Genomic DNA, 16,578 nt, shown 5'->3' on the forward strand with positions numbered 1-16,578 from the left:
GATGGGAGGCAGGCCCCGGGGGATCCGGGGCCTGATGCGATGGTGGCGGGCTTGGCCCGCCGGTTCATCAGCGGAAGAGCGCCATGATGCTCGACGGGCCCTGGTTGGCGATCGAGAGCGCCTGGGTCGCAAGCTGCTGCTGGGTCTGCAGCGCCTGCAGGCGGGCAGCTTCCTCTTCCATGTTCGCGTCGATCATCGAGCCGACGCCCGTGTCGATGTTGTCGGACAGTCGGGTGAGGAAGTCCTGCTGCACCTCGATGGTCTTCTCCGACAGACCGAGGGAAGTGGCCGCTTCGGTAGCTCTGTTGAGCAGGGCTTCGGCGCTCTTCAGGTTGCCCGCGAGATAATCTGCGCCCTGTGTCGAGTTGTCGCCGAGTGTGAGGACGTCGGCATCGGCGCCGCCGGTTACAGTCGCATCGACTGCGCGGGTTGAAAATGCGTTTGCCAGACCCTTGAAGTCGCCCAGCATGGCCGACAGGTCCACGGTGGCCACGGCAGTCGTCGTCACCGAGATGCCAGTTGAGTCGCGGCTGATTCCGGTAACGACGTTACGATTCGAAGTCGTCTCGACGGTTGGCGTCGCAATTGAGCCGTCCGTGGCATCCACGGTGAGGTTGGCGGCGACCGTACCTGCGGTGGCGGCATTGACCATGTCGTCGCCGTTGAATGTCGACTGCTTGATGGTGACTTCCATCTGCTTGACGATCTCGCCTAGGTCTTTCTCGATCTCGGCATAACCGCCCTTTGCGCCCTGCGCGAAGGCCACACGCTCGACGAATTGGTTCGCGAGGTCCTGGAAGGTTTCTGCACCAAGGCGGGCCGTGGCGATGGAGTTCTTGGTCAGCGTCAGGCCTTCGTTGATCGCCGAGATCGAGCCGGAATCGCCCTTCATGGTCTCGGAAATCTGGAAGTAGGCGGCGTTGTCCTTGGCCGAGGTGATCTGCAGGCCCGAGGAGATTCGGCCCTGGACCTGCGAAAGGTTGTTGTTGACCTGACGCAGTGCGCTCAGGGCGTTCATGGCGGAGGAGTTGGTGATGAGTGATGTCATTGGATCAGTTCCTACGTTCTTAGGTTCAACCCGGTTTCTCCGGGCCAGCAATGCCTAGGCGGTGCTGACATGAAGAAGGGTGACTGACGTTTCAGGAAGGTTTCATTTTTCGCAAATTGCGATCGGAGGCTTGATTTTGTCCCCGCCGATGATCGCCCCGCTTCGCAGCAAATCTGCCCCGGCCTGTCCTGGCGGCCCAAAAGGCATTGGCCAATTGGCACGAAAACCTGAGGAGAAGCCGCCCGACGAGGCGGCAGATCTTCGAACTTTCTTCAGTTTACCTTGAAGCATTCTGTTTTCGCAAGGAGCCAAGCGCATCTCATCCTGAACTCGACAGACGCGAATTAACCCTGTTGATCCGATCTCGTTCAGATGTATACGTGGAAAAATTGTTTTTCGCAAATCCGCTTCAGGAGACGGCAGGTCGATGAAGATATTCATGCATGATCCAGATGCGGTTCGGCAGCAAAGATTCGTCACCGCTCTGTCGAGCGGCGCGATCCAACACGAACTGATCCCGTCGACCGCAGCCTTGCGGGGACTGGCGGGCCTGAGCACGGAGGCCGCGCGGTCCATACCCCTTGTGTTGGGGCAGCAGGACAGCACGCTCGATCAGGTGATCGCGCTGCGTCGGTCAGGATGCGAGAACCCCATCCTCATCCTCGTTGACCATCGCGCACCCGAAAGGGATGCAGCCCTGCTCGACGCCGGTGCCTGTGACATCCTCGCAGCCCCGTTTCACGACCGCGAGATCGCCGCCCGTTTGAGAACCACGTTCAGGCGCCGCAACAATCTGGCCCGCAACGACATCACGATCGGTGACCTGGTGGTGTATCTCGACGGGCGCGATCCAGAGTTTCAGTCACTGCCGGTCAAGCTGTCAGCCAAGGAAAACGCGGTGCTCTGCCTTCTCGCCTCCAACCAGGGGCGTGTTATGCCGCGCACCGCCATCTTCGAATTGCTCTACGGCCTGTCGGAGTACCAGCCGTTCGACAAGGCGGTCGACATCCATATCTGCCGCATCCGGAGCAAGTTCGCCCGCGTCACCCCGGAAGCCAGCAACATGATCGAGACATTTCCCCGTCGCGGCTATGCCCTGCGCGCCAGCCAAGGCGCCGCTATCGAACGTGCCTGCGCCCAACGCCAGCGATAGACCCCTAACCTGAGCCGCTCCGCGCCCTGACTTCTTCTCGTATCGCGCGTGACACGGTGAAAACCGCAACGAGCGGAATTTGAGTCTTCTGCCATCGCCCAGCACAATCTCACGTGAGATCAGGCGCAACACGGCGAGGGACCCAGGCAAAGCCGTGTGCGGCGTTTTAACCCATAAAGCTCACAGCGGTCCTCAAGCCATTTGTTCAGTTCGGCCGAGCCTCTCAAGACAGGGACGATGTGCCAAAGACGATTGCGCGCATGGCTCATATATCCGTCTGTTTGACCCTTGGCTTGTGTCGTTCTGCAACTGGACGCACACGACGCAAAAAACGTGCAGCCGAAAAAGGTGTCTCTCCTCTTGTTACAAAACTGTCACAAATCTGTTGCATAAGGATCATGGAATCGGACTAGCGAGCACACAAGGTCGAATGCTCCGGCCGAATTCATGAATCAGGAGTTCTCATGACGTTCACCAAACTTTCCGTTTCCGCACTGGCGATCGCCGCCGTGTCCGCAACAGCCGCAGCTGCACGTGACGAAATCCGCGTCGTCGGTTCGTCGACCGTGTTCCCGTACTCGCAGGCCGCGGCCGAGCAGTTCGGCAACGTGTCCGACTTCCCGGCCCCGATCGTCGAATCCACCGGCACCGGTGGCGGCATGCAGATTTTCTGCGGTGGCATCGGCGAAGCCCATGCTGACATTACCGGCGCGTCGCGCGCCATGAAGACATCCGAATACGAACTGTGCGCCGGGAATGGCGTGACCGACATCACCGAAGTCCAGATCGGATCCGACGGTCTGTCGATCGCCGTGTCTCGCGACAGTGCATTCGAGTGGGACCTGACCAAAACGCAAGTCTATCTCGCCCTTGCTGCCGAAGTGCCGGTCGATGGCGCAATGGTCGCCAACCCCTACATGAAATGGTCCGACATCGACGCCAGCCTGCCTGACGCGGACATCCTCGCCTACGGCCCCCCGCCGACATCCGGCACGCGCGACGCGTTTGTCGAACTGGCCATCGTCGAAGGCTGCATGGAAATCCCGATGATCGAAGCCATGGGCGGAGATTGGGCCGAAGACAACTGCGCGCGCCTGCGTTCGGACGGACCGTTCATCGAAGCCGGTGAAAACGACAACCTGATCGTGCAGCGCCTGCAGTCCGATGCCAACGCAGTCGGTATCTTCGGCTATTCGTTCCTGTTCGAGAACAGCGACACGCTGAAGGCTGTGGACATCGAAGGCGTCACACCCAGCTTCGACACCATTGAGTCCGGTGAATACGGCATCTCGCGCCCGCTGTTCTTCTACGTCAAGAACGCACACCGTGGCGTGATCCCCGGCCTGCAGGAATTCGTCGAAGAGTACACCTCGGAAGAGTCGATGGGCCCGGGCGGCTACCTTGCCGAACGCGGCATGGTTCCGCTTGGTGACTCGAAGCGTACCGAAGAGCGTGAAGAAGCGGCGAATGCCGTGAACATGCCTGCGAAGTAAGCGCGAGCTGTTGAACCCATCCCGCCCGGAATCAGTCCGGGCGGGATTTTGCACTTCTGTCTGATGGTCCCGTCATGGTCTTATTCGCCTTTCTGCTCCTGTTTGGCGCTACAATGCTGGCTTACTTCGTGAACAGGCGGGCCGCTCTCTCGATGCGCGCGGGTGGCGCGCGGCTCCATTCGCTTGAATCCTTTCACGGACTTTTCGCAGCCTTATCAGTCCTTGTTCCTGTGTTTGTGGGGATCCTGTTTTGGCTCGTGCTGGAAGGCGCAGTTGTCGACTTGTTCATGCTCAGGGGCCTTCCAGCAGGGACATTCGACGGTCTCGACAGCGGAGCGTCGCAACTTATCGTCGCCGAAATCAAGTCCATCGCGGGTGGCAGGGTGTTCGGCACGCCCGAGGCATGGAAGATCGAGGCAGCAGAACGGCTGGTACGATATCACCGGATCGCAGACTGGCTCCTAGTGGCGCTCGTGGCGATCACGGCCGCGATCCTGCTTTGGGTCGCACGGCGCAGTGTCGTGGAACAGTTTCGTGCACGTCAGGGTGCGGAACGCATCGTGCTGGGTCTGATGATCTTCTGCGCCACCGTCGCAATTTTCGTCACCATCGGCATCGTGTTTGCCCTGACATTTGAGACCATCAAGTTCTTCCAGATCGTACCGATCACCGAATTCCTGTTCGGAACAAGCTGGGAGCCACAAATTCCGATCCGCGAAGATCAGGTGGCCGCGGAGGGCGCATTCGGCGCTATTCCGGTGTTCCTCGGCACGATCGTCATCTCGGCCGTGGCACTTTTCGTCGCGGTTCCTGTCGGCCTGATGACAGCGATCTACCTCAACGAATTCGCTCCGCAGCGTGTCCGAAAATCGGTGAAGCCGGTTCTGGAGATTCTCGCCGGCGTGCCCACGGTCGTCTATGGCTTCTTCGCGGTTCTCACGGTTGCGCCTGCCATTCGACAATTCGCAGCATCGATTGGTGTCGACGTTGCTCCGAACACGGCGCTTGCTGCTGGTGGGGTCATGGGGATCATGTTGATACCTTTCATCTCGTCTTTTGCCGACGATGCGCTTTCGGCCGTGCCGCGTAGCCTGCGCGATGGTGCGCTGGCTCTTGGCGCGACGCGGGGTGAGATGATGCTGAACGTTCTCTTTCCCGCAGCAATCCCCGGCATCGTGGGCGGAGTACTGCTCGCTGTCAGCCGCGCCATCGGTGAAACGATGATCGTGGTCATGGCGGCAGGTCTGATCGCCAAGATGACAATCAACCCACTCGACAGCGTCACCGCAGTAACAGTTCAGATCGTCACGCTTCTGATCGGGGACACGGCATTCGACAACCCCAAGACCCTGTCCGCTTTCGCTCTTGGCATGATGCTGTTTCTTGCCACGCTGATCATCAACATCTTCGCGCTGCGGATCGTCCGCAAATACCGCGAAATCTACGACTGAGGGCCAAGATGACCGATATCACACCAGAACAAACTGGGTCCAACCGTTCCCGGTCCTCTACAGAACTCGTTCGCCAGAGCCTTGCCCGACGCAATCGCAAACAGAAAGTTCTGCAGGGCTTTGGCATCGCAGCGATCTTCTTTGCCTTGTCCATGCTGGTCATTCTTGTTGGATCGCTGATCAGCACTGGCTATCCGGCTTTCACGCAGACCCATGTCGAGCTGGAAGTGTTCGTTGACCCTGAAGAAGTCGACACGGAGAATCTGTCGCGTGGCAACTACGACGACATGATTGCTGCTTCTCTCGGCGCGTATTTCCCTGACGTCGACATGTCCAGCCGCATCGCCTCACGAGAGGTGACGCAGGTCTTGTCCAGCGGTGCCCAGCTTAAGTTGCGCGATCGCGTGTTGGCTGACCCGTCTTTGATTGGCGAAACCATCACCATCAAGGTTCCTGCATCCGATAATTTCGATCAACTCAACAAAGGGCTTATCAAGCGCGATACACCAGAAGAGAATCGTCGTCTTAACGATGCAGCAATCGCAAATTTCGACACGCTTGACGCAGCCGGTGTAATATCTGCCCCCCTCAACACCACGCTCATCACCAGTGCTGACTCGCGCTTTCCCGAACTTGCAGGCCTCAAAGGCGCGTTGGTCGGATCGTTCTGGGCACTTCTGGTTTGCTTTGTGATCTCGTTCCCGCTCGGTATCGGTGCAGCGATCTACCTCGAAGAATTTGCGCCGAAAAACCGTCTGAGCGATATTATCGAAATCAATATCAACAACCTGGCTGCCGTCCCTTCAGTTGTCTTCGGCCTGTTGGCTCTGGCTGTTTTCCTGAACTGGTTCGGCATGCCCCGATCGGCTCCGATCGTGGGTGGACTGACACTCGCGCTCATGACCTTGCCAACGATTATTATTGCCACGCGCGCCGCGCTCAAGGCCGTACCCCCGTCAATCCGCGAAGCGGCTCTGGGGGTTGGCGCCTCAAAACAGCAGGTCGTTTTCCATCATGTTCTGCCACTGGCAATGCCAGGCATCCTGACGGGTACGATCATTGGTATGGCACAGGCACTCGGAGAAACTGCCCCGCTTCTGCTGATCGGGATGAATGCCTTCATAACATCTGCTCCGTCTGGGCCCTTTGACAGCGCAACCGCCCTGCCCACCCAGATTTTCATCTGGGCCGACAGTCCAGAACGTGGATTTGTCAGCCGGACGTCCGCGGCCATACTCGTGCTGCTGACATTCCTGATCTTCATGAATGCCATTGCGATCTACCTGCGCAGCAGGTTCGAGCGGAAGTGGTGAAAAAGGTGAATACCATGTACGACGTACCCCACGGAAGAAACGAGGTAGCTGTGACAGATGTCAAGATCACCGCGCGCAATGTGCAGGTTTATTACGGTGACACGCACGCCATCAAGGACGTGAATGTCGAGATCGAAAGCAACACCGTCACCGCTTTCATTGGCCCGTCGGGCTGCGGCAAGTCCACGTTCCTGCGCTGCATCAACCGGATGAACGACACGATCGACATCTGCCGCGTCGAAGGCGATATCCGCATCGACGGCGACGACATCTATGACAAGCGCGTCGATCCGGTGCAGTTGCGCGCCAAGGTCGGCATGGTGTTCCAGAAGCCGAACCCGTTTCCCAAGTCGATCTACGACAATGTCGCTTACGGGCCCAAGATCCACGGCATGGCCAGAAACAAAGCCGAACTGGATGACATCGTCGAACGCGCCCTGCGCCGCGGTGCCATCTGGGACGAGGTCAAGGACCGTCTGCAATCGCCGGGCACCGGCCTGTCGGGTGGCCAGCAACAGCGCCTGTGCATCGCGCGCGCCGTGGCGACCGAACCCGAAGTGCTTCTGATGGACGAGCCCTGCTCGGCGCTTGACCCCATCGCGACCGCCCAGGTCGAGGAACTGATCGACGAACTGCGCCAGAACTACGCAGTTGTGATCGTGACCCACTCGATGCAACAGGCCGCACGGGTCAGCCAGAAGACCGCGTTCTTCCACTTGGGCAACCTTGTCGAATACGACGACACCACCAAGATTTTCACGAACCCCGAAGACAGCCGCACCGAAAGCTACATCACCGGACGGATTGGATAATATCGTGCCCCCCATGCAAGACCATATCTCAAGCGCGTTCGACCGCGATCTTGAAGGCATCCAGGCCCGCATCATGAAGATGGGTGGCCTGGTGGAACAGGCGATCCTCGATGCCGCCCAGGCGCTTGAAACACGCGATCAGGAACTGGCCGATCAGGTCAGGGCAAATGACCGCGTGATCGACGACCTTGAGGAGCTTCTGAACGAGGAAGCCGCCCGCGTCATCGCCCTGCGCGCACCCACCGCCGTCGACCTGCGGGTCATCCTGTCGGTGATGCGCATGAGTGCCAATCTCGAACGGATCGGTGACCTGGCCAAGAACCTGGCCAAGCGCAATGCCGTTCTGATGTCCATGCCCGCGATCAGCGGCTCCACTTCGCAATTGCGGCGCATGTCCCGCGATGTTCAGATCATGCTCAAGGATGCGCTTGATGCGTATATCCAGCGTGACGAGGCGCTGGCTCGCGACGTGATCGAACGCGACGTAGACATCGACCAGATGTATAATACGCTGTTCCGCGAATTCCTGACCTTCATGCTGGAAGACCCGCGCAACATCACCCCCTGCATGCATCTGCATTTCATCGCCAAGAACATCGAACGCATGGGCGATCATGTGACCTCGATCGCTGAACAGGTGGTGTTCCTCGTCACCGGCGAAAAGCCCGAGGAGCCGCGCCAGAAAGAGGACAACACTTCGACTGATCTTGGTCTGTCTTCGATGCAAGGCCGAGGGGTCTAACATATGAGCAGCGTCCAGCCCACAGTTCTGGTCGTCGAAGACGAACCTGCGCAACGCGAAGTTCTGGGCTACAACCTCGAGGCCGAGGGCTTTCGCGTCGCCAAGGCCGAGAACGGCGAAGAGGCGTTGCTCCTCGTCGACGAGGAGCAGCCCGACATCATCGTGCTGGACTGGATGCTGCCCAACGTGTCCGGGATCGAGGTTTGTCGTCAACTCAAGACGCGCGCCGACACGCGCAATGTGCCGATCATCATGCTCTCGGCCCGCTCCGAAGAGGTGGACCGCGTGCGCGGACTGGAAACCGGCGCGGATGATTACGTGATCAAGCCCTATTCGGTGGTCGAGTTGATGGCGCGGGTGCGCGCTCAATTGCGGCGCACACGTCCCGGCGCGGCAGGTCTGCGCCTCGAATTTGATGATATCATTCTGGATTCAGAGACCCACCGTGTTACCCGCAACGGGGCCGAGGTCAAGTTGGGCCCGACCGAGTTCCGGCTGCTGTCCACGCTTATGGAAAAACCGGGCCGCGTCTGGTCGCGCGAGCAGCTTCTGGACCGCGTCTGGGGCCGTGACATCTATGTCGATACGCGGACGGTGGACGTGCATATCGGCCGCCTGCGCAAATCGCTGACCATGGCCGGGGGCATCGATCCTCTGCGCACCGTGCGCGGTGCCGGGTATGCTTTGGGATAGCCCTGATCTGCACCTTGTTTCTCTGCTGTCGGAAACGCGTGGTCTTGCGCTCGTTCTGACAGCACCTCAAACATCTACAACTTGCCGCACCGTCATCCCAATTTATAGAAATCAAGGCGCATATGCGCGACGGAGCCTAGACGACCGTCATGCAAGAGTGACTGACAGCGGTTTCCGATACGACGCGCCGTGCCGCCCGTGGTCTACTTTGCGAACTGATGGTGAGCCTTGGAGCCAGCCAGAGCCGGATGTCGCGGCACATGAAGGTTCTGCGCGAAACCTGTCTCGTGTTTGACAGCCCGCACGCGCAATGGCTCCGATGGCGGCGACATTATGGCTGCACCGCAAGTAGGTCAGTCCGGTTTCGCCTATCTCGAGCAGTTCGAGGCACTGGCAGGCCGCAACGCGCAGGCAGCCTTTCAGCAAATGGAATGGGAATAGCGACAGGACGCGCGGTGCCTTTGTGCCGTTTCGAAAGGAATCTGCAGGGCATGCTGCGGCCTGCAAAGATTTTCCTCTCATCGAATCCTTTACAAAACTAGAATTGTGGTTATTTTAACTGCATGACAATGACCAGCCCCAACGCCCGCGCCCTTGCCGCACTTGGCCACGATGCCCGTTTGTCGATCTTTCGCCTTCTGGTGAAGGCAGGCGACGAAGGCCTTCGGGTCGGTGACATTGGTGACCACCTTCGGCTCGCTCCGTCGACGCTTGCACACCATCTGTCTACGCTCGTAGATGCCGGACTTGTCCTTCAAGACAAACAGGGCCGCGAAGTGTTCAACCGGGTCGATTTTCCGGCGATGCATCGGGTTGTGGGTTTTCTGACCTCTGAATGCTGCTCCGGTGTTTCGGTGCTGTCTTCGGAGGACGCGGCGTGATCTTGATCCGATCTTTTTCTTTTCCAAAAACAACCGTAATTCCGGAGATTTAGTGATGGCAGATACAACCCTCATAACGCCAGGCTTAAGGTCAGCCCTGCGCCACCTTTGGCAGGATCAGCGGGTCTGGCTGGCTTCTGCAATAATCCTCGCAGCCCTTGCATTTTTTGACGCCCCTCAAGCGAAAGACAGTGCAGTTTTTGCCGGGACAGCGCTGATGAATACTGCGCCGTTTCTTATCCTGTCCATCGCGATCGCCGCTTGGGCCAACGCGACAGGGGCCGACAACCTTATTGCAAAAGCCTTCACCGGCGCGCCGGTTCTCATGATCGGGTTAGGTGCGTTGGCTGGCGGCATCTCGCCCTTCTGCTCCTGCGGTGTGATACCGCTCATTGCGGCGCTGCTCGCCATGGGGGTGCCGCTCTCTGCTGTCATGGCCTTCTGGCTTGCCTCACCAATCATGGACCCATCGATGTTTGTGCTGACAGCCGGGGTGCTTGACCTTGAATTTGCCGTGGCAAAGACGATGGCTGCGATCGGACTGGGTGTGTTCGGTGGCTCAGTGGTTCATCTGATGATGAAGGGCGGTGCCTTTACTGATCCGCTGCGCGAAGGGATTGGCAATGGCGGCTGCGGCGGTGCGAAGATCCGCGCTCCCAAGCCTGTAATCTGGCGCTTCTGGCAAGATGCCGAACGCCGCGCTAAGTTCGGCAAGACTGCACTCACCACCACGCTTTTCCTCGCAAAATGGCTGACACTGGCGTTCATCCTTGAAAGCCTGATGCTGGCATGGATCCCGGCGGAAACCGTCACCGGGGCGCTCGGGGGCGAAGGGCTCATGCCCATCGTGATCGCCACGCTTGTGGGTGTGCCCGCCTATCTCAATGGCTACGCGGCGCTTCCACTGGTCGGCGGACTGATCGAACAAGGCATGGCACCCGGCGCGGGTATGGCCTTCCTCGTGGCAGGCGGAGTGACATCGATCCCGGCAGCGATGGCGGTTTGGGCACTCGCGAAACCGCAGGTCTTTGCGCTCTATATCGGTTTGTCGCTGACCGGAGCTTTCGCATCCGGACTGCTGTTCCAATTCTGGGTGATGGTATGAGAACGCTTGAATTTGATATCACAGAGCCGGTCGATGAGTTGATCCTTGCCCCCACGGGCACGTCGACCCGATATCAGGCGGTCACGCAGTTGACGGTGACCGGCGGGCAAATCACGGCAGTGGCAACAGAAGCTGATCTCGGCTTGGGTGCGGTTTTGATCGCACCCGATGGACACGGACCAGTCCGGCTGCACTATGCCGTCGCGGATAGTGCCCATGCCTATGGGTATCCCGAAGCCGCCTTTCGCCCTCGCGACACTCGCCATACCCGTGCGGCGGTGGCGCTGACCAATGCGAGCCGCGCGATCATGCAGGAGGCGGGCGGAGGTCGCGCGGGGATCGAAGCGCTGGTTGCCGAGGCCGAAGCCCGTTTCGAATACGGGCACCCAAAGAACAGGTTTACCGACGGTTTGGACGCCGTCCCGTATTTGTCCTGCGGACTGACCCCCGGTTCCTGCGTCGACATCAACACGTATCTTGTCGCCAGCCTCCGGGCGGCCGGGTACGAGGCGGCATATCTTTATGGTTACTTCTTCCCCCAGGAACGAGGCGGCATGACCGACGACGGACATTGCTGGGTTGCGACCAGATATCAGGGTGAGATTCTGGAGTGGGACATCGCACACCACATCAAGGCGGGCCTTGGCCCAACACGGCCTGGACTGAACCCCCGCCCTGGTGAGCGCGTAGCAGTGACGCACTCGATGGGACATCACTACGAACTCGGTGATCGAAATGCATGTCTCAAGTTGCTGGGTGGACCTATGCGAATACCCAAGGAGGGAGAACCGCAGCGGCTGAAGCTCAAAGCACGTGTGTCCGCAGTGTCCGAAAAGAGTCAAACTTCCCGTACCATGATACCTGTCGACTGAACGGTCGGATGCGATTGGAAAAACACGTGCATCCAAACGAGATCAAGCAATGGCGCGATCAGCTGCTTGGGGTGCGACGGAGGTGTTCGGCGAGGCATTGCTGAACCCTTCAGCTTCAACAAATGTTGTAATGTGGGACATGATCGACTATCCTTTTGGCATGCCCAGACTCTCGATCGACATCTCGCCGGAAGACCACCAGAAGCTCAAAGCCATCGCTGCTCTCAAGGGGCAGAGCATCAAGGACTATGTTTTGGGCCGAGCGCTTGGCGACGCCCCTGCCCTCGACGGCAAGAGCGAGGACCAGGCTTTCATGGCACTGGCCAACTTCCTGGAGCCGAGGATCGAGCAGGCGCGGCGCGGCCAGCTTTCAGGTAAGTCCCTTGACGAGATCCGCCGCGAAGAGCGCAGTCGCGCAGGGGTTTAGAAACCTGGGGACCCGAACAAGCGGACAAGTACCTGGATCAGCTCGGGGACTGCTTCGACGCGATCGCGAGCAGACGAGCGGCGTGAAGATCATTGCCGCAATTGCCTGACGAGGTCTGCATCCATCGGTGCCAACATCACTACATCTTCTGGATGATCATTGACCTCCCGATTATCATCGCCGTCCTGCACGAGAAAATGGATGCCCTGCAGAGGCTCAAGGACAGGTTTTAACGTCCTTCCCGAGTTCCCATCGAAGGCCTGCTTTCGACAAGTTCCCCAAAGTTGAAAGAAGTCGACACAGACGAGCCACCGGAACACCGCCTTCGGCTTGACGCAGGATCGCGATGATCTGCGCTTCAGTGTATCTGCTTGTCTTCATTCGAAATCTCCTCGTTCATCTTGCCGAGAAAATTCTACTTTTGCAGCCCCTTACTTTCGGGGGAGATTACCCGTCAATGATCCCGCGCCCACCGAAGTCGCACCAGTTTAAAGCGAACCCTGAACCCTGGGTGTCCTTCTCAAACTCAATGCGCGTGGGGATTATGCCCGGACGCCAAGGCAAGGTGATGAGCTTGGTGATGCATCCCAACCGTCAATACGCCGATGAACCCGAGGGCCCTGATGCGGTCAGGGTCGGTGCCTGTCACGACCAAGGCCGCGCCACCTGGGATCTCCGACGCCTGCATTGTCCAGCCCTCGGCACCATCCATGGTCTCTGCGTGGGCCGGAACCATGGCGCGGATCGAACTGGTGACGGCCGCGTCCTCCGACGTGGCCTCGAAGCGGGCACCGCCTTCGATCTCCTCGACGTTGACGCGGGCGCGGAGCGTCACGTTGTCCATGTCGATCAGATGCTGACGTAGCGCTTCGATATCGACGCGGCCCCAGTCCGTCGTCGGATCCGACATCAGCTGCGCGACAATCTCCTGAATGGCGGCGAAGGCAGATTGGCCACCCTCCATGAGCTCTGCGGGAACAGCGTCCGTGTTCATCCCATGACCCTCGTGGGACATGCCTGTCATGTGCTGCCCGTGCTGCATGCCCCCATGTTGTGCGGTCGCACTCTGCGCCAACGCCACGCCGGGAACGGAAAGAAAAGCGACGACAAAAATAAGACGGATCATGGAGCCTCCATTGGGTGCATAACCCCTTGTTGCAGAGGAATGCCACCAGCCATATGATCATGATCATGCAGCCGTCGATTTCCTTGCTTTTTCAAGATGCACGCGACACCAGGCTTGCCTCTGGTCAGGTGCTGTTTGCAGCGGGCAAATCCGTCACTGACATTTACATGGTGCGCTCTGGCAGGGTGCATCTGCAACGTCACACGACGCATGGTGCGCAGATGGTCCTGCAGAACGCCCTCCCGGGCGCGGTGATCGCCGAAGCATCCGCCTATTCGACCCGGTACCACTGCGATGCCGTCGCCGCTGAGGAAAGCGTGGTCGCAGGTCTGCCGAAGGCGCGCTTCTTGTCCGCGCTCGCCGACGAGCCAGCACTGGCGGAAAGCTGGTCCGCGCTACTGGCCCGCAGCGTTCAGGCTGCACGGCTCAGGTCGGAGATACGGTCGTTGCCAAGGGTTGCGGACCGTCTTGACGCATGGCTCGCAGAAGGGAACGCCCTGCCTGAGAAAGGCCGTTGGCAGGAGATGGCCGCGGAATTGGGTGTCACTCGGGAGGCGCTCTATCGCGAGCTTTCGCGCCGCCGAACAAATAATCAATCGCTGTAGCAATCCAGGAATGAACTGGCTTGAATCGCGGGCTTCAGCCACCCCACGCAATGGATGACGTGACGTGTGTGTCGCGGCGCGCCCGCCTGGCAGTGAACGGCCTCTCTGCCGGTGCTGTTGAAACCGCCCTGATGAAACCAGATGACAAGGATACCGTTTGTGGTCTCCGTTTCGTGGGGAGGCCCTCATTTGGAGCGCGAGACCTCCAACTGATAGCTGCGCTCGCGCTCCGGCCATGTGGTCTTGATATAGTCAAGCACGACACGGATCTCCGCATCGCTCAGTACGTCTGCGAAGCCGGACATGTCGCTCTCGTATCCGCCAGCGACGACGGCGGCGGTGCGGCACTCGGCCGGATGCAAGCAGCGTGCGCCAGTCGGGCAGGCTCTGGAGATCCGCACCGTGGCAGGCGGCGCAGTGATCTGCATGGGCCTGGCGTCCTTTGGCGATGACGTCCTCCGACGATCAGACCGATCCCGTCAGTATTTCGAAGAGTTTCTTCCAAGACGTCCGTCCCGGATCGCTGAAAAATATCATTCGCGTTTGGCAGCGCCCAAATTCTGCCAGCGGCGAGGCGCCTACGACAATGGACATTCTCGTGAGGATTACCTATTTCTAAAGAATATGCGCACGTCTCGTCACCATGCTGGCCATACTCGCGATCACCGTGGTGACGACGGTGACCACCGCGCATGCGGCGCGCATGGGCATGAATTCCGGTGCGGATCACGCGATGCATGTCGCCGACATGACGCACGCGCCGGTGATCGCGGACGTCGGCTGTGACGCTGGAGAGCACTGTGGACCGGTCGATGCCGAGATGTGCGAATTCGTCTGCGCAGGCCTCGCGCCCTTCCTGACGTCGGCAGGCGGCGAAGCCGGGCACGTCCACGGCACTACCAGTCATGATGCACCGTCCGAGGCAATCCACGTCAGCCGCGCGCCAGGAATGAACGAACGACCTCCCAAACTCCGTCTCCTCTGAACGCGCATGGGCCAAGGTCCGCAGCGCATCCACCGGGATTTATGAACGGGACGGGATGTCCCGAGGAGACAACCATGAACACGCTTTCACGACGCGGCTTTCTTGCCGCAAGTGCCGCCGCCATTGGCGCGGCACAGATGCCCCATGTTGCCTTGGCGCAGACAATGGCACCGATCAGCCTTAAGGCTGCAACCCGGACGCTCGATATCGACGGGCGCGCGGCAACGGTCTTTGGCCTTGTCGGCCCCGGCGGTCAGGGACTGATCCTCGACCCCGGCCAGAGGTTCCGGGTCGACCTGACGAACGATCTCGATGTCGGCACCATCATCCACTGGCACGGTCAGGTCCCGCCCAATGTGCAGGACGGCGTGCCGGACATGCCGATGCCCCTTCTCGCCCCGGGCGAGACCCGCTCCTACGACTTCGAGGCGCAGCCAGGCACCCACTGGATGCACAGCCATGTGCCGGTGCAGGAGATGCAACTGCTCGCCGCGCCGCTGATCGTGCGCTCGCAGGAAGATTTGACCGCCGACCGGCAGGAGGTCGTGATGTTCCTGCATGATTTCTCCTTCAAGACCCCCGAGGAGGTTCTGGCGGAGATCAGTGGCGGCCATGGCGGCGGACACGGCGCAGGCCATGGCGCGGATTTCGGTGCGCCGACCGCGCAAGGCATGCCAATGGAAGGCATGGGTGGAATTCAGGGCATGGATCACGGGGCCATGGGCCATGGCGCCACGGACGGCATGCAGATGCGCAACATGCCCGGAATGGGCGGGATGATGGGCATGGGCGGCCAGATGAGCGGCATGGCCATGGACCTGAACGATTACGACTGGGATGCTTATCTTGCCAACGACCGGACCCTGTCGGACCCCGAATTGGTGCAGGTTGAGCGTGGCGGGCGCATCCGGCTGCGGGTCATCAATGCCGCGGCTGCCACGGTGTTCTGGATCGACACCGGCGGTGCCGAGGCGCGACTTGTCGCGACGGACGGACATGCCGTCCAGCCTGTCGCGGGCACACGGTTCGGGCTGGCGATGGGGCAGCGGCTGGATCTCGACATCGACCTGCCGAACGAAGGCGGCGCCTGGCCGATCCTTGCGCTGCGCGAAGGCGCGCGAGAGCGCACCGGGCTGATCCTTGCCACACAGGGTGCCGAGGTCCGGCGCATCGATGCCATGGCGGAAGCCGAGGCTTCCGCGTTCGACACCGATCTGGCGCAGGAGTCGCGCCTCATTGCCCGCGATGCCCTGCCTGAACGCCCGGTCGGCCGCAGACATATGCTGATGCTTGGCGGTTCGATGCAGCCCTATGTCTGGACGATCAACGGGGCCGTCTGGGGCCAGCACCAGCCGATCACCGCGCGCAGCGGCGAACGGGTCGTGCTGTCGTTCCACAACATGTCGATGATGGCTCACCCGATGCATCTTCACGGTCATGTGTTTCAGGTCGTCGGCCTGAACGGGCGGCGTATTGCCGGTGCACTGCGCGACACGGTTCACGTTCCACCGATGTCCATGGTTGATGTCGCCCTCTATGCGGGCGAGGCCGCCCGTTGGATGCTGCATTGTCACCACATGCCGCACCTCGCGACCGGCATGATGACCGAGTTCGCCGTCACGGCATAGGCATGATCCGGGCCGGAGCGCCCGGATAGGGCGACCCTCCCGGCAGCAATCCTATGCTGTCCTGCCCCATGTTGTCGTGAGTGCCAGCAAAAAGGCGCAAACCTACAGATGAAACCAAGGAGCACAAGATGATGAACTGGAACGGAATGGGTTTCGGAATGGGGTGGCTGGCTCTTCGACCTGCTGATCATCATGCTGGTGGTTTTGGCCATAGCGGCGCTGCTCAAATATCTTCGAAAGTGAG

General features: G+C 59.9%; 18 protein-coding genes and 1 pseudogene. 14 read left to right on the plus strand and 5 right to left on the minus strand.

The features are described from left to right. Nucleotides 1-67: 67 nt before the first annotated feature. Both IEV82_RS14370 and IEV82_RS14375 read right to left on the minus strand, forming a co-directional pair. Nucleotides 68-1,048, minus strand: a complete 981-nt coding sequence (locus IEV82_RS14370; protein ID WP_188482729.1) for a flagellin — start codon at nt 1,046-1,048, stop codon at nt 68-70. Between the two features lie 102 nt (nt 1,049-1,150). Beyond that, nucleotides 1,151-1,489 carry a hypothetical protein gene (locus IEV82_RS14375; protein WP_188482730.1) on the minus strand — a complete coding sequence of 113 codons (339 nt, stop codon included), beginning with the start codon at nt 1,487-1,489 and terminating at the stop codon, nt 1,151-1,153. Between IEV82_RS14375 and IEV82_RS14380 the strand changes: the two genes are divergently transcribed. The 11 genes from IEV82_RS14380 (at nt 1,488) to IEV82_RS14430 (ending at nt 11,990) form a co-directional block, all read left to right on the plus strand. Beyond that, nucleotides 1,488-2,201 carry a response regulator transcription factor gene (locus IEV82_RS14380; protein ID WP_188482731.1) on the plus strand — a complete coding sequence of 238 codons (714 nt, stop codon included), beginning with the start codon at nt 1,488-1,490 and terminating at the stop codon, nt 2,199-2,201. The genes IEV82_RS14375 and IEV82_RS14380 overlap by 2 nt on opposite strands. Nucleotides 2,202-2,665: 464 nt before the next feature. Then, nucleotides 2,666-3,694 (plus strand): substrate-binding domain-containing protein, encoded by a 1,029-nt coding sequence (locus IEV82_RS14385; RefSeq protein ID WP_188482732.1) that lies wholly within the window; start codon nt 2,666-2,668, stop codon nt 3,692-3,694. A 113-nt stretch (nt 3,695-3,807) separates the two neighbouring features. Next, on the plus strand, nt 3,808-5,145 hold the full coding sequence (gene pstC / locus IEV82_RS14390) for a phosphate ABC transporter permease subunit PstC (protein WP_229747812.1): 1,338 nt from the start codon (nt 3,808-3,810) through the stop codon (nt 5,143-5,145). A gap of 8 nt (nt 5,146-5,153) precedes the next feature. Then, nucleotides 5,154-6,458 (plus strand): phosphate ABC transporter permease PstA, encoded by a 1,305-nt coding sequence (gene pstA, locus IEV82_RS14395; RefSeq protein WP_188482734.1) that lies wholly within the window; start codon nt 5,154-5,156, stop codon nt 6,456-6,458. 14 nt (nt 6,459-6,472) lie between these two features. Then, complete coding sequence (gene pstB, locus IEV82_RS14400) at nt 6,473-7,270, plus strand: phosphate ABC transporter ATP-binding protein PstB (RefSeq protein WP_188482735.1); 798 nt, start codon at nt 6,473-6,475, stop codon at nt 7,268-7,270. A 13-nt stretch (nt 7,271-7,283) separates the two neighbouring features. Then, on the plus strand, nt 7,284-8,012 hold the full coding sequence (gene phoU / locus IEV82_RS14405; RefSeq protein WP_188482764.1) for a phosphate signaling complex protein PhoU: 729 nt from the start codon (nt 7,284-7,286) through the stop codon (nt 8,010-8,012). A 3-nt stretch (nt 8,013-8,015) separates the two neighbouring features. Further along, nucleotides 8,016-8,705: a phosphate regulon transcriptional regulator PhoB gene (phoB, locus tag IEV82_RS14410; RefSeq protein ID WP_188482736.1), complete on the plus strand. Its 690-nt coding sequence runs from the start codon at nt 8,016-8,018 to the stop codon at nt 8,703-8,705. Between the two features lie 563 nt (nt 8,706-9,268). Then, the gene (locus tag IEV82_RS14415) at nt 9,269-9,586 is read left to right on the plus strand and encodes an ArsR/SmtB family transcription factor (RefSeq protein WP_188482737.1); all 318 of its coding nucleotides are present in this window, start codon (nt 9,269-9,271) and stop codon (nt 9,584-9,586) included. A gap of 55 nt (nt 9,587-9,641) precedes the next feature. Beyond that, complete coding sequence (locus IEV82_RS14420) at nt 9,642-10,691, plus strand: permease (protein WP_188482738.1); 1,050 nt, start codon at nt 9,642-9,644, stop codon at nt 10,689-10,691. After that, complete coding sequence (locus tag IEV82_RS14425) at nt 10,688-11,563, plus strand: transglutaminase-like domain-containing protein (protein WP_188482739.1); 876 nt, start codon at nt 10,688-10,690, stop codon at nt 11,561-11,563. Before IEV82_RS14420 ends, IEV82_RS14425 begins: the two co-directional genes overlap by 4 nt. A 49-nt stretch (nt 11,564-11,612) precedes the next feature. After that, nucleotides 11,613-11,990, plus strand: coding sequence for a type II TA system antitoxin, ParD family (locus tag IEV82_RS14430; protein WP_229747813.1), 378 nt, complete (start codon nt 11,613-11,615; stop codon nt 11,988-11,990). 294 nt (nt 11,991-12,284) lie between these two features. Here IEV82_RS14430 and IEV82_RS23615 read toward each other — a convergent pair. Together IEV82_RS23615 and IEV82_RS14435 are read right to left on the minus strand one after the other, a co-directional pair. Next, nucleotides 12,285-12,371, minus strand: a pseudogene (locus tag IEV82_RS23615) (transposase); the annotation flags it as partial. 145 nt (nt 12,372-12,516) lie between these two features. Continuing rightward, complete coding sequence (locus tag IEV82_RS14435; protein WP_188482740.1) at nt 12,517-13,116, minus strand: hypothetical protein; 600 nt, start codon at nt 13,114-13,116, stop codon at nt 12,517-12,519. A 53-nt stretch (nt 13,117-13,169) separates the two neighbouring features. On the opposite strand from IEV82_RS14435, the gene IEV82_RS14440 reads away from it, so the two are divergent. Then, on the plus strand, nt 13,170-13,721 hold the full coding sequence (locus IEV82_RS14440) for a Crp/Fnr family transcriptional regulator (protein ID WP_188482741.1): 552 nt from the start codon (nt 13,170-13,172) through the stop codon (nt 13,719-13,721). 185 nt (nt 13,722-13,906) lie between these two features. On the opposite strand, the gene IEV82_RS14445 is transcribed toward IEV82_RS14440, so the two are convergent. Next, nucleotides 13,907-14,149 (minus strand): c-type cytochrome, encoded by a 243-nt coding sequence (locus IEV82_RS14445; RefSeq protein ID WP_188482770.1) that lies wholly within the window; start codon nt 14,147-14,149, stop codon nt 13,907-13,909. A 215-nt stretch (nt 14,150-14,364) separates the two neighbouring features. Between IEV82_RS14445 and IEV82_RS14450 the strand changes: the two genes are divergently transcribed. Both IEV82_RS14450 and IEV82_RS14455 read left to right on the plus strand, forming a co-directional pair. Further along, a complete protein-coding gene (locus IEV82_RS14450; RefSeq protein WP_229747814.1) occupies nt 14,365-14,706 on the plus strand; it encodes a hypothetical protein in 342 nt (113 codons plus the stop codon). A gap of 74 nt (nt 14,707-14,780) precedes the next feature. After that, nucleotides 14,781-16,334 carry a multicopper oxidase family protein gene (locus tag IEV82_RS14455; RefSeq protein ID WP_188482742.1) on the plus strand — a complete coding sequence of 518 codons (1,554 nt, stop codon included), beginning with the start codon at nt 14,781-14,783 and terminating at the stop codon, nt 16,332-16,334. The last annotated feature ends 244 nt before the right edge of the window (nt 16,335-16,578 follow it).

The sequence above is a fragment of the Marivita lacus genome (assembly GCF_014637725.1).
In the GTDB taxonomy this organism is placed as follows: Bacteria; Pseudomonadota; Alphaproteobacteria; order Rhodobacterales; family Rhodobacteraceae; genus Marivita; species Marivita lacus.

Coding starts and splice junctions, on each gene's coding strand:
- IEV82_RS14385 (WP_188482732.1), top strand. CDS start 2,666: ATGACGTTCACCAAACTTTCCGTTTCCGCACTGGCGATCGCCGCCGTG.
- IEV82_RS14455 (WP_188482742.1), top strand. CDS start 14,781: ATGAACACGCTTTCACGACGCGGCTTTCTTGCCGCAAGTGCCGCCGCC.
- pstC (WP_229747812.1), top strand. CDS start 3,808: ATGCTGGCTTACTTCGTGAACAGGCGGGCCGCTCTCTCGATGCGCGCG.
- IEV82_RS14435 (WP_188482740.1), bottom strand. CDS start 13,116: ATGATCCGTCTTATTTTTGTCGTCGCTTTTCTTTCCGTTCCCGGCGTG.
- IEV82_RS14415 (WP_188482737.1), top strand. CDS start 9,269: ATGACAATGACCAGCCCCAACGCCCGCGCCCTTGCCGCACTTGGCCAC.
- IEV82_RS14375 (WP_188482730.1), bottom strand. CDS start 1,489: ATGAATATCTTCATCGACCTGCCGTCTCCTGAAGCGGATTTGCGAAAA.
- IEV82_RS14425 (WP_188482739.1), top strand. CDS start 10,688: ATGAGAACGCTTGAATTTGATATCACAGAGCCGGTCGATGAGTTGATC.
- pstA (WP_188482734.1), top strand. CDS start 5,154: ATGACCGATATCACACCAGAACAAACTGGGTCCAACCGTTCCCGGTCC.
- phoB (WP_188482736.1), top strand. CDS start 8,016: ATGAGCAGCGTCCAGCCCACAGTTCTGGTCGTCGAAGACGAACCTGCG.
- IEV82_RS14450 (WP_229747814.1), top strand. CDS start 14,365: ATGCTGGCCATACTCGCGATCACCGTGGTGACGACGGTGACCACCGCG.
- IEV82_RS14440 (WP_188482741.1), top strand. CDS start 13,170: ATGATCATGATCATGCAGCCGTCGATTTCCTTGCTTTTTCAAGATGCA.
- IEV82_RS14430 (WP_229747813.1), top strand. CDS start 11,613: ATGGCGCGATCAGCTGCTTGGGGTGCGACGGAGGTGTTCGGCGAGGCA.
- phoU (WP_188482764.1), top strand. CDS start 7,284: ATGCAAGACCATATCTCAAGCGCGTTCGACCGCGATCTTGAAGGCATC.
- pstB (WP_188482735.1), top strand. CDS start 6,473: ATGTACGACGTACCCCACGGAAGAAACGAGGTAGCTGTGACAGATGTC.
- IEV82_RS14420 (WP_188482738.1), top strand. CDS start 9,642: ATGGCAGATACAACCCTCATAACGCCAGGCTTAAGGTCAGCCCTGCGC.
- IEV82_RS14370 (WP_188482729.1), bottom strand. CDS start 1,048: ATGACATCACTCATCACCAACTCCTCCGCCATGAACGCCCTGAGCGCA.
- IEV82_RS14380 (WP_188482731.1), top strand. CDS start 1,488: ATGCATGATCCAGATGCGGTTCGGCAGCAAAGATTCGTCACCGCTCTG.
- IEV82_RS14445 (WP_188482770.1), bottom strand. CDS start 14,149: ATGCAGATCACTGCGCCGCCTGCCACGGTGCGGATCTCCAGAGCCTGC.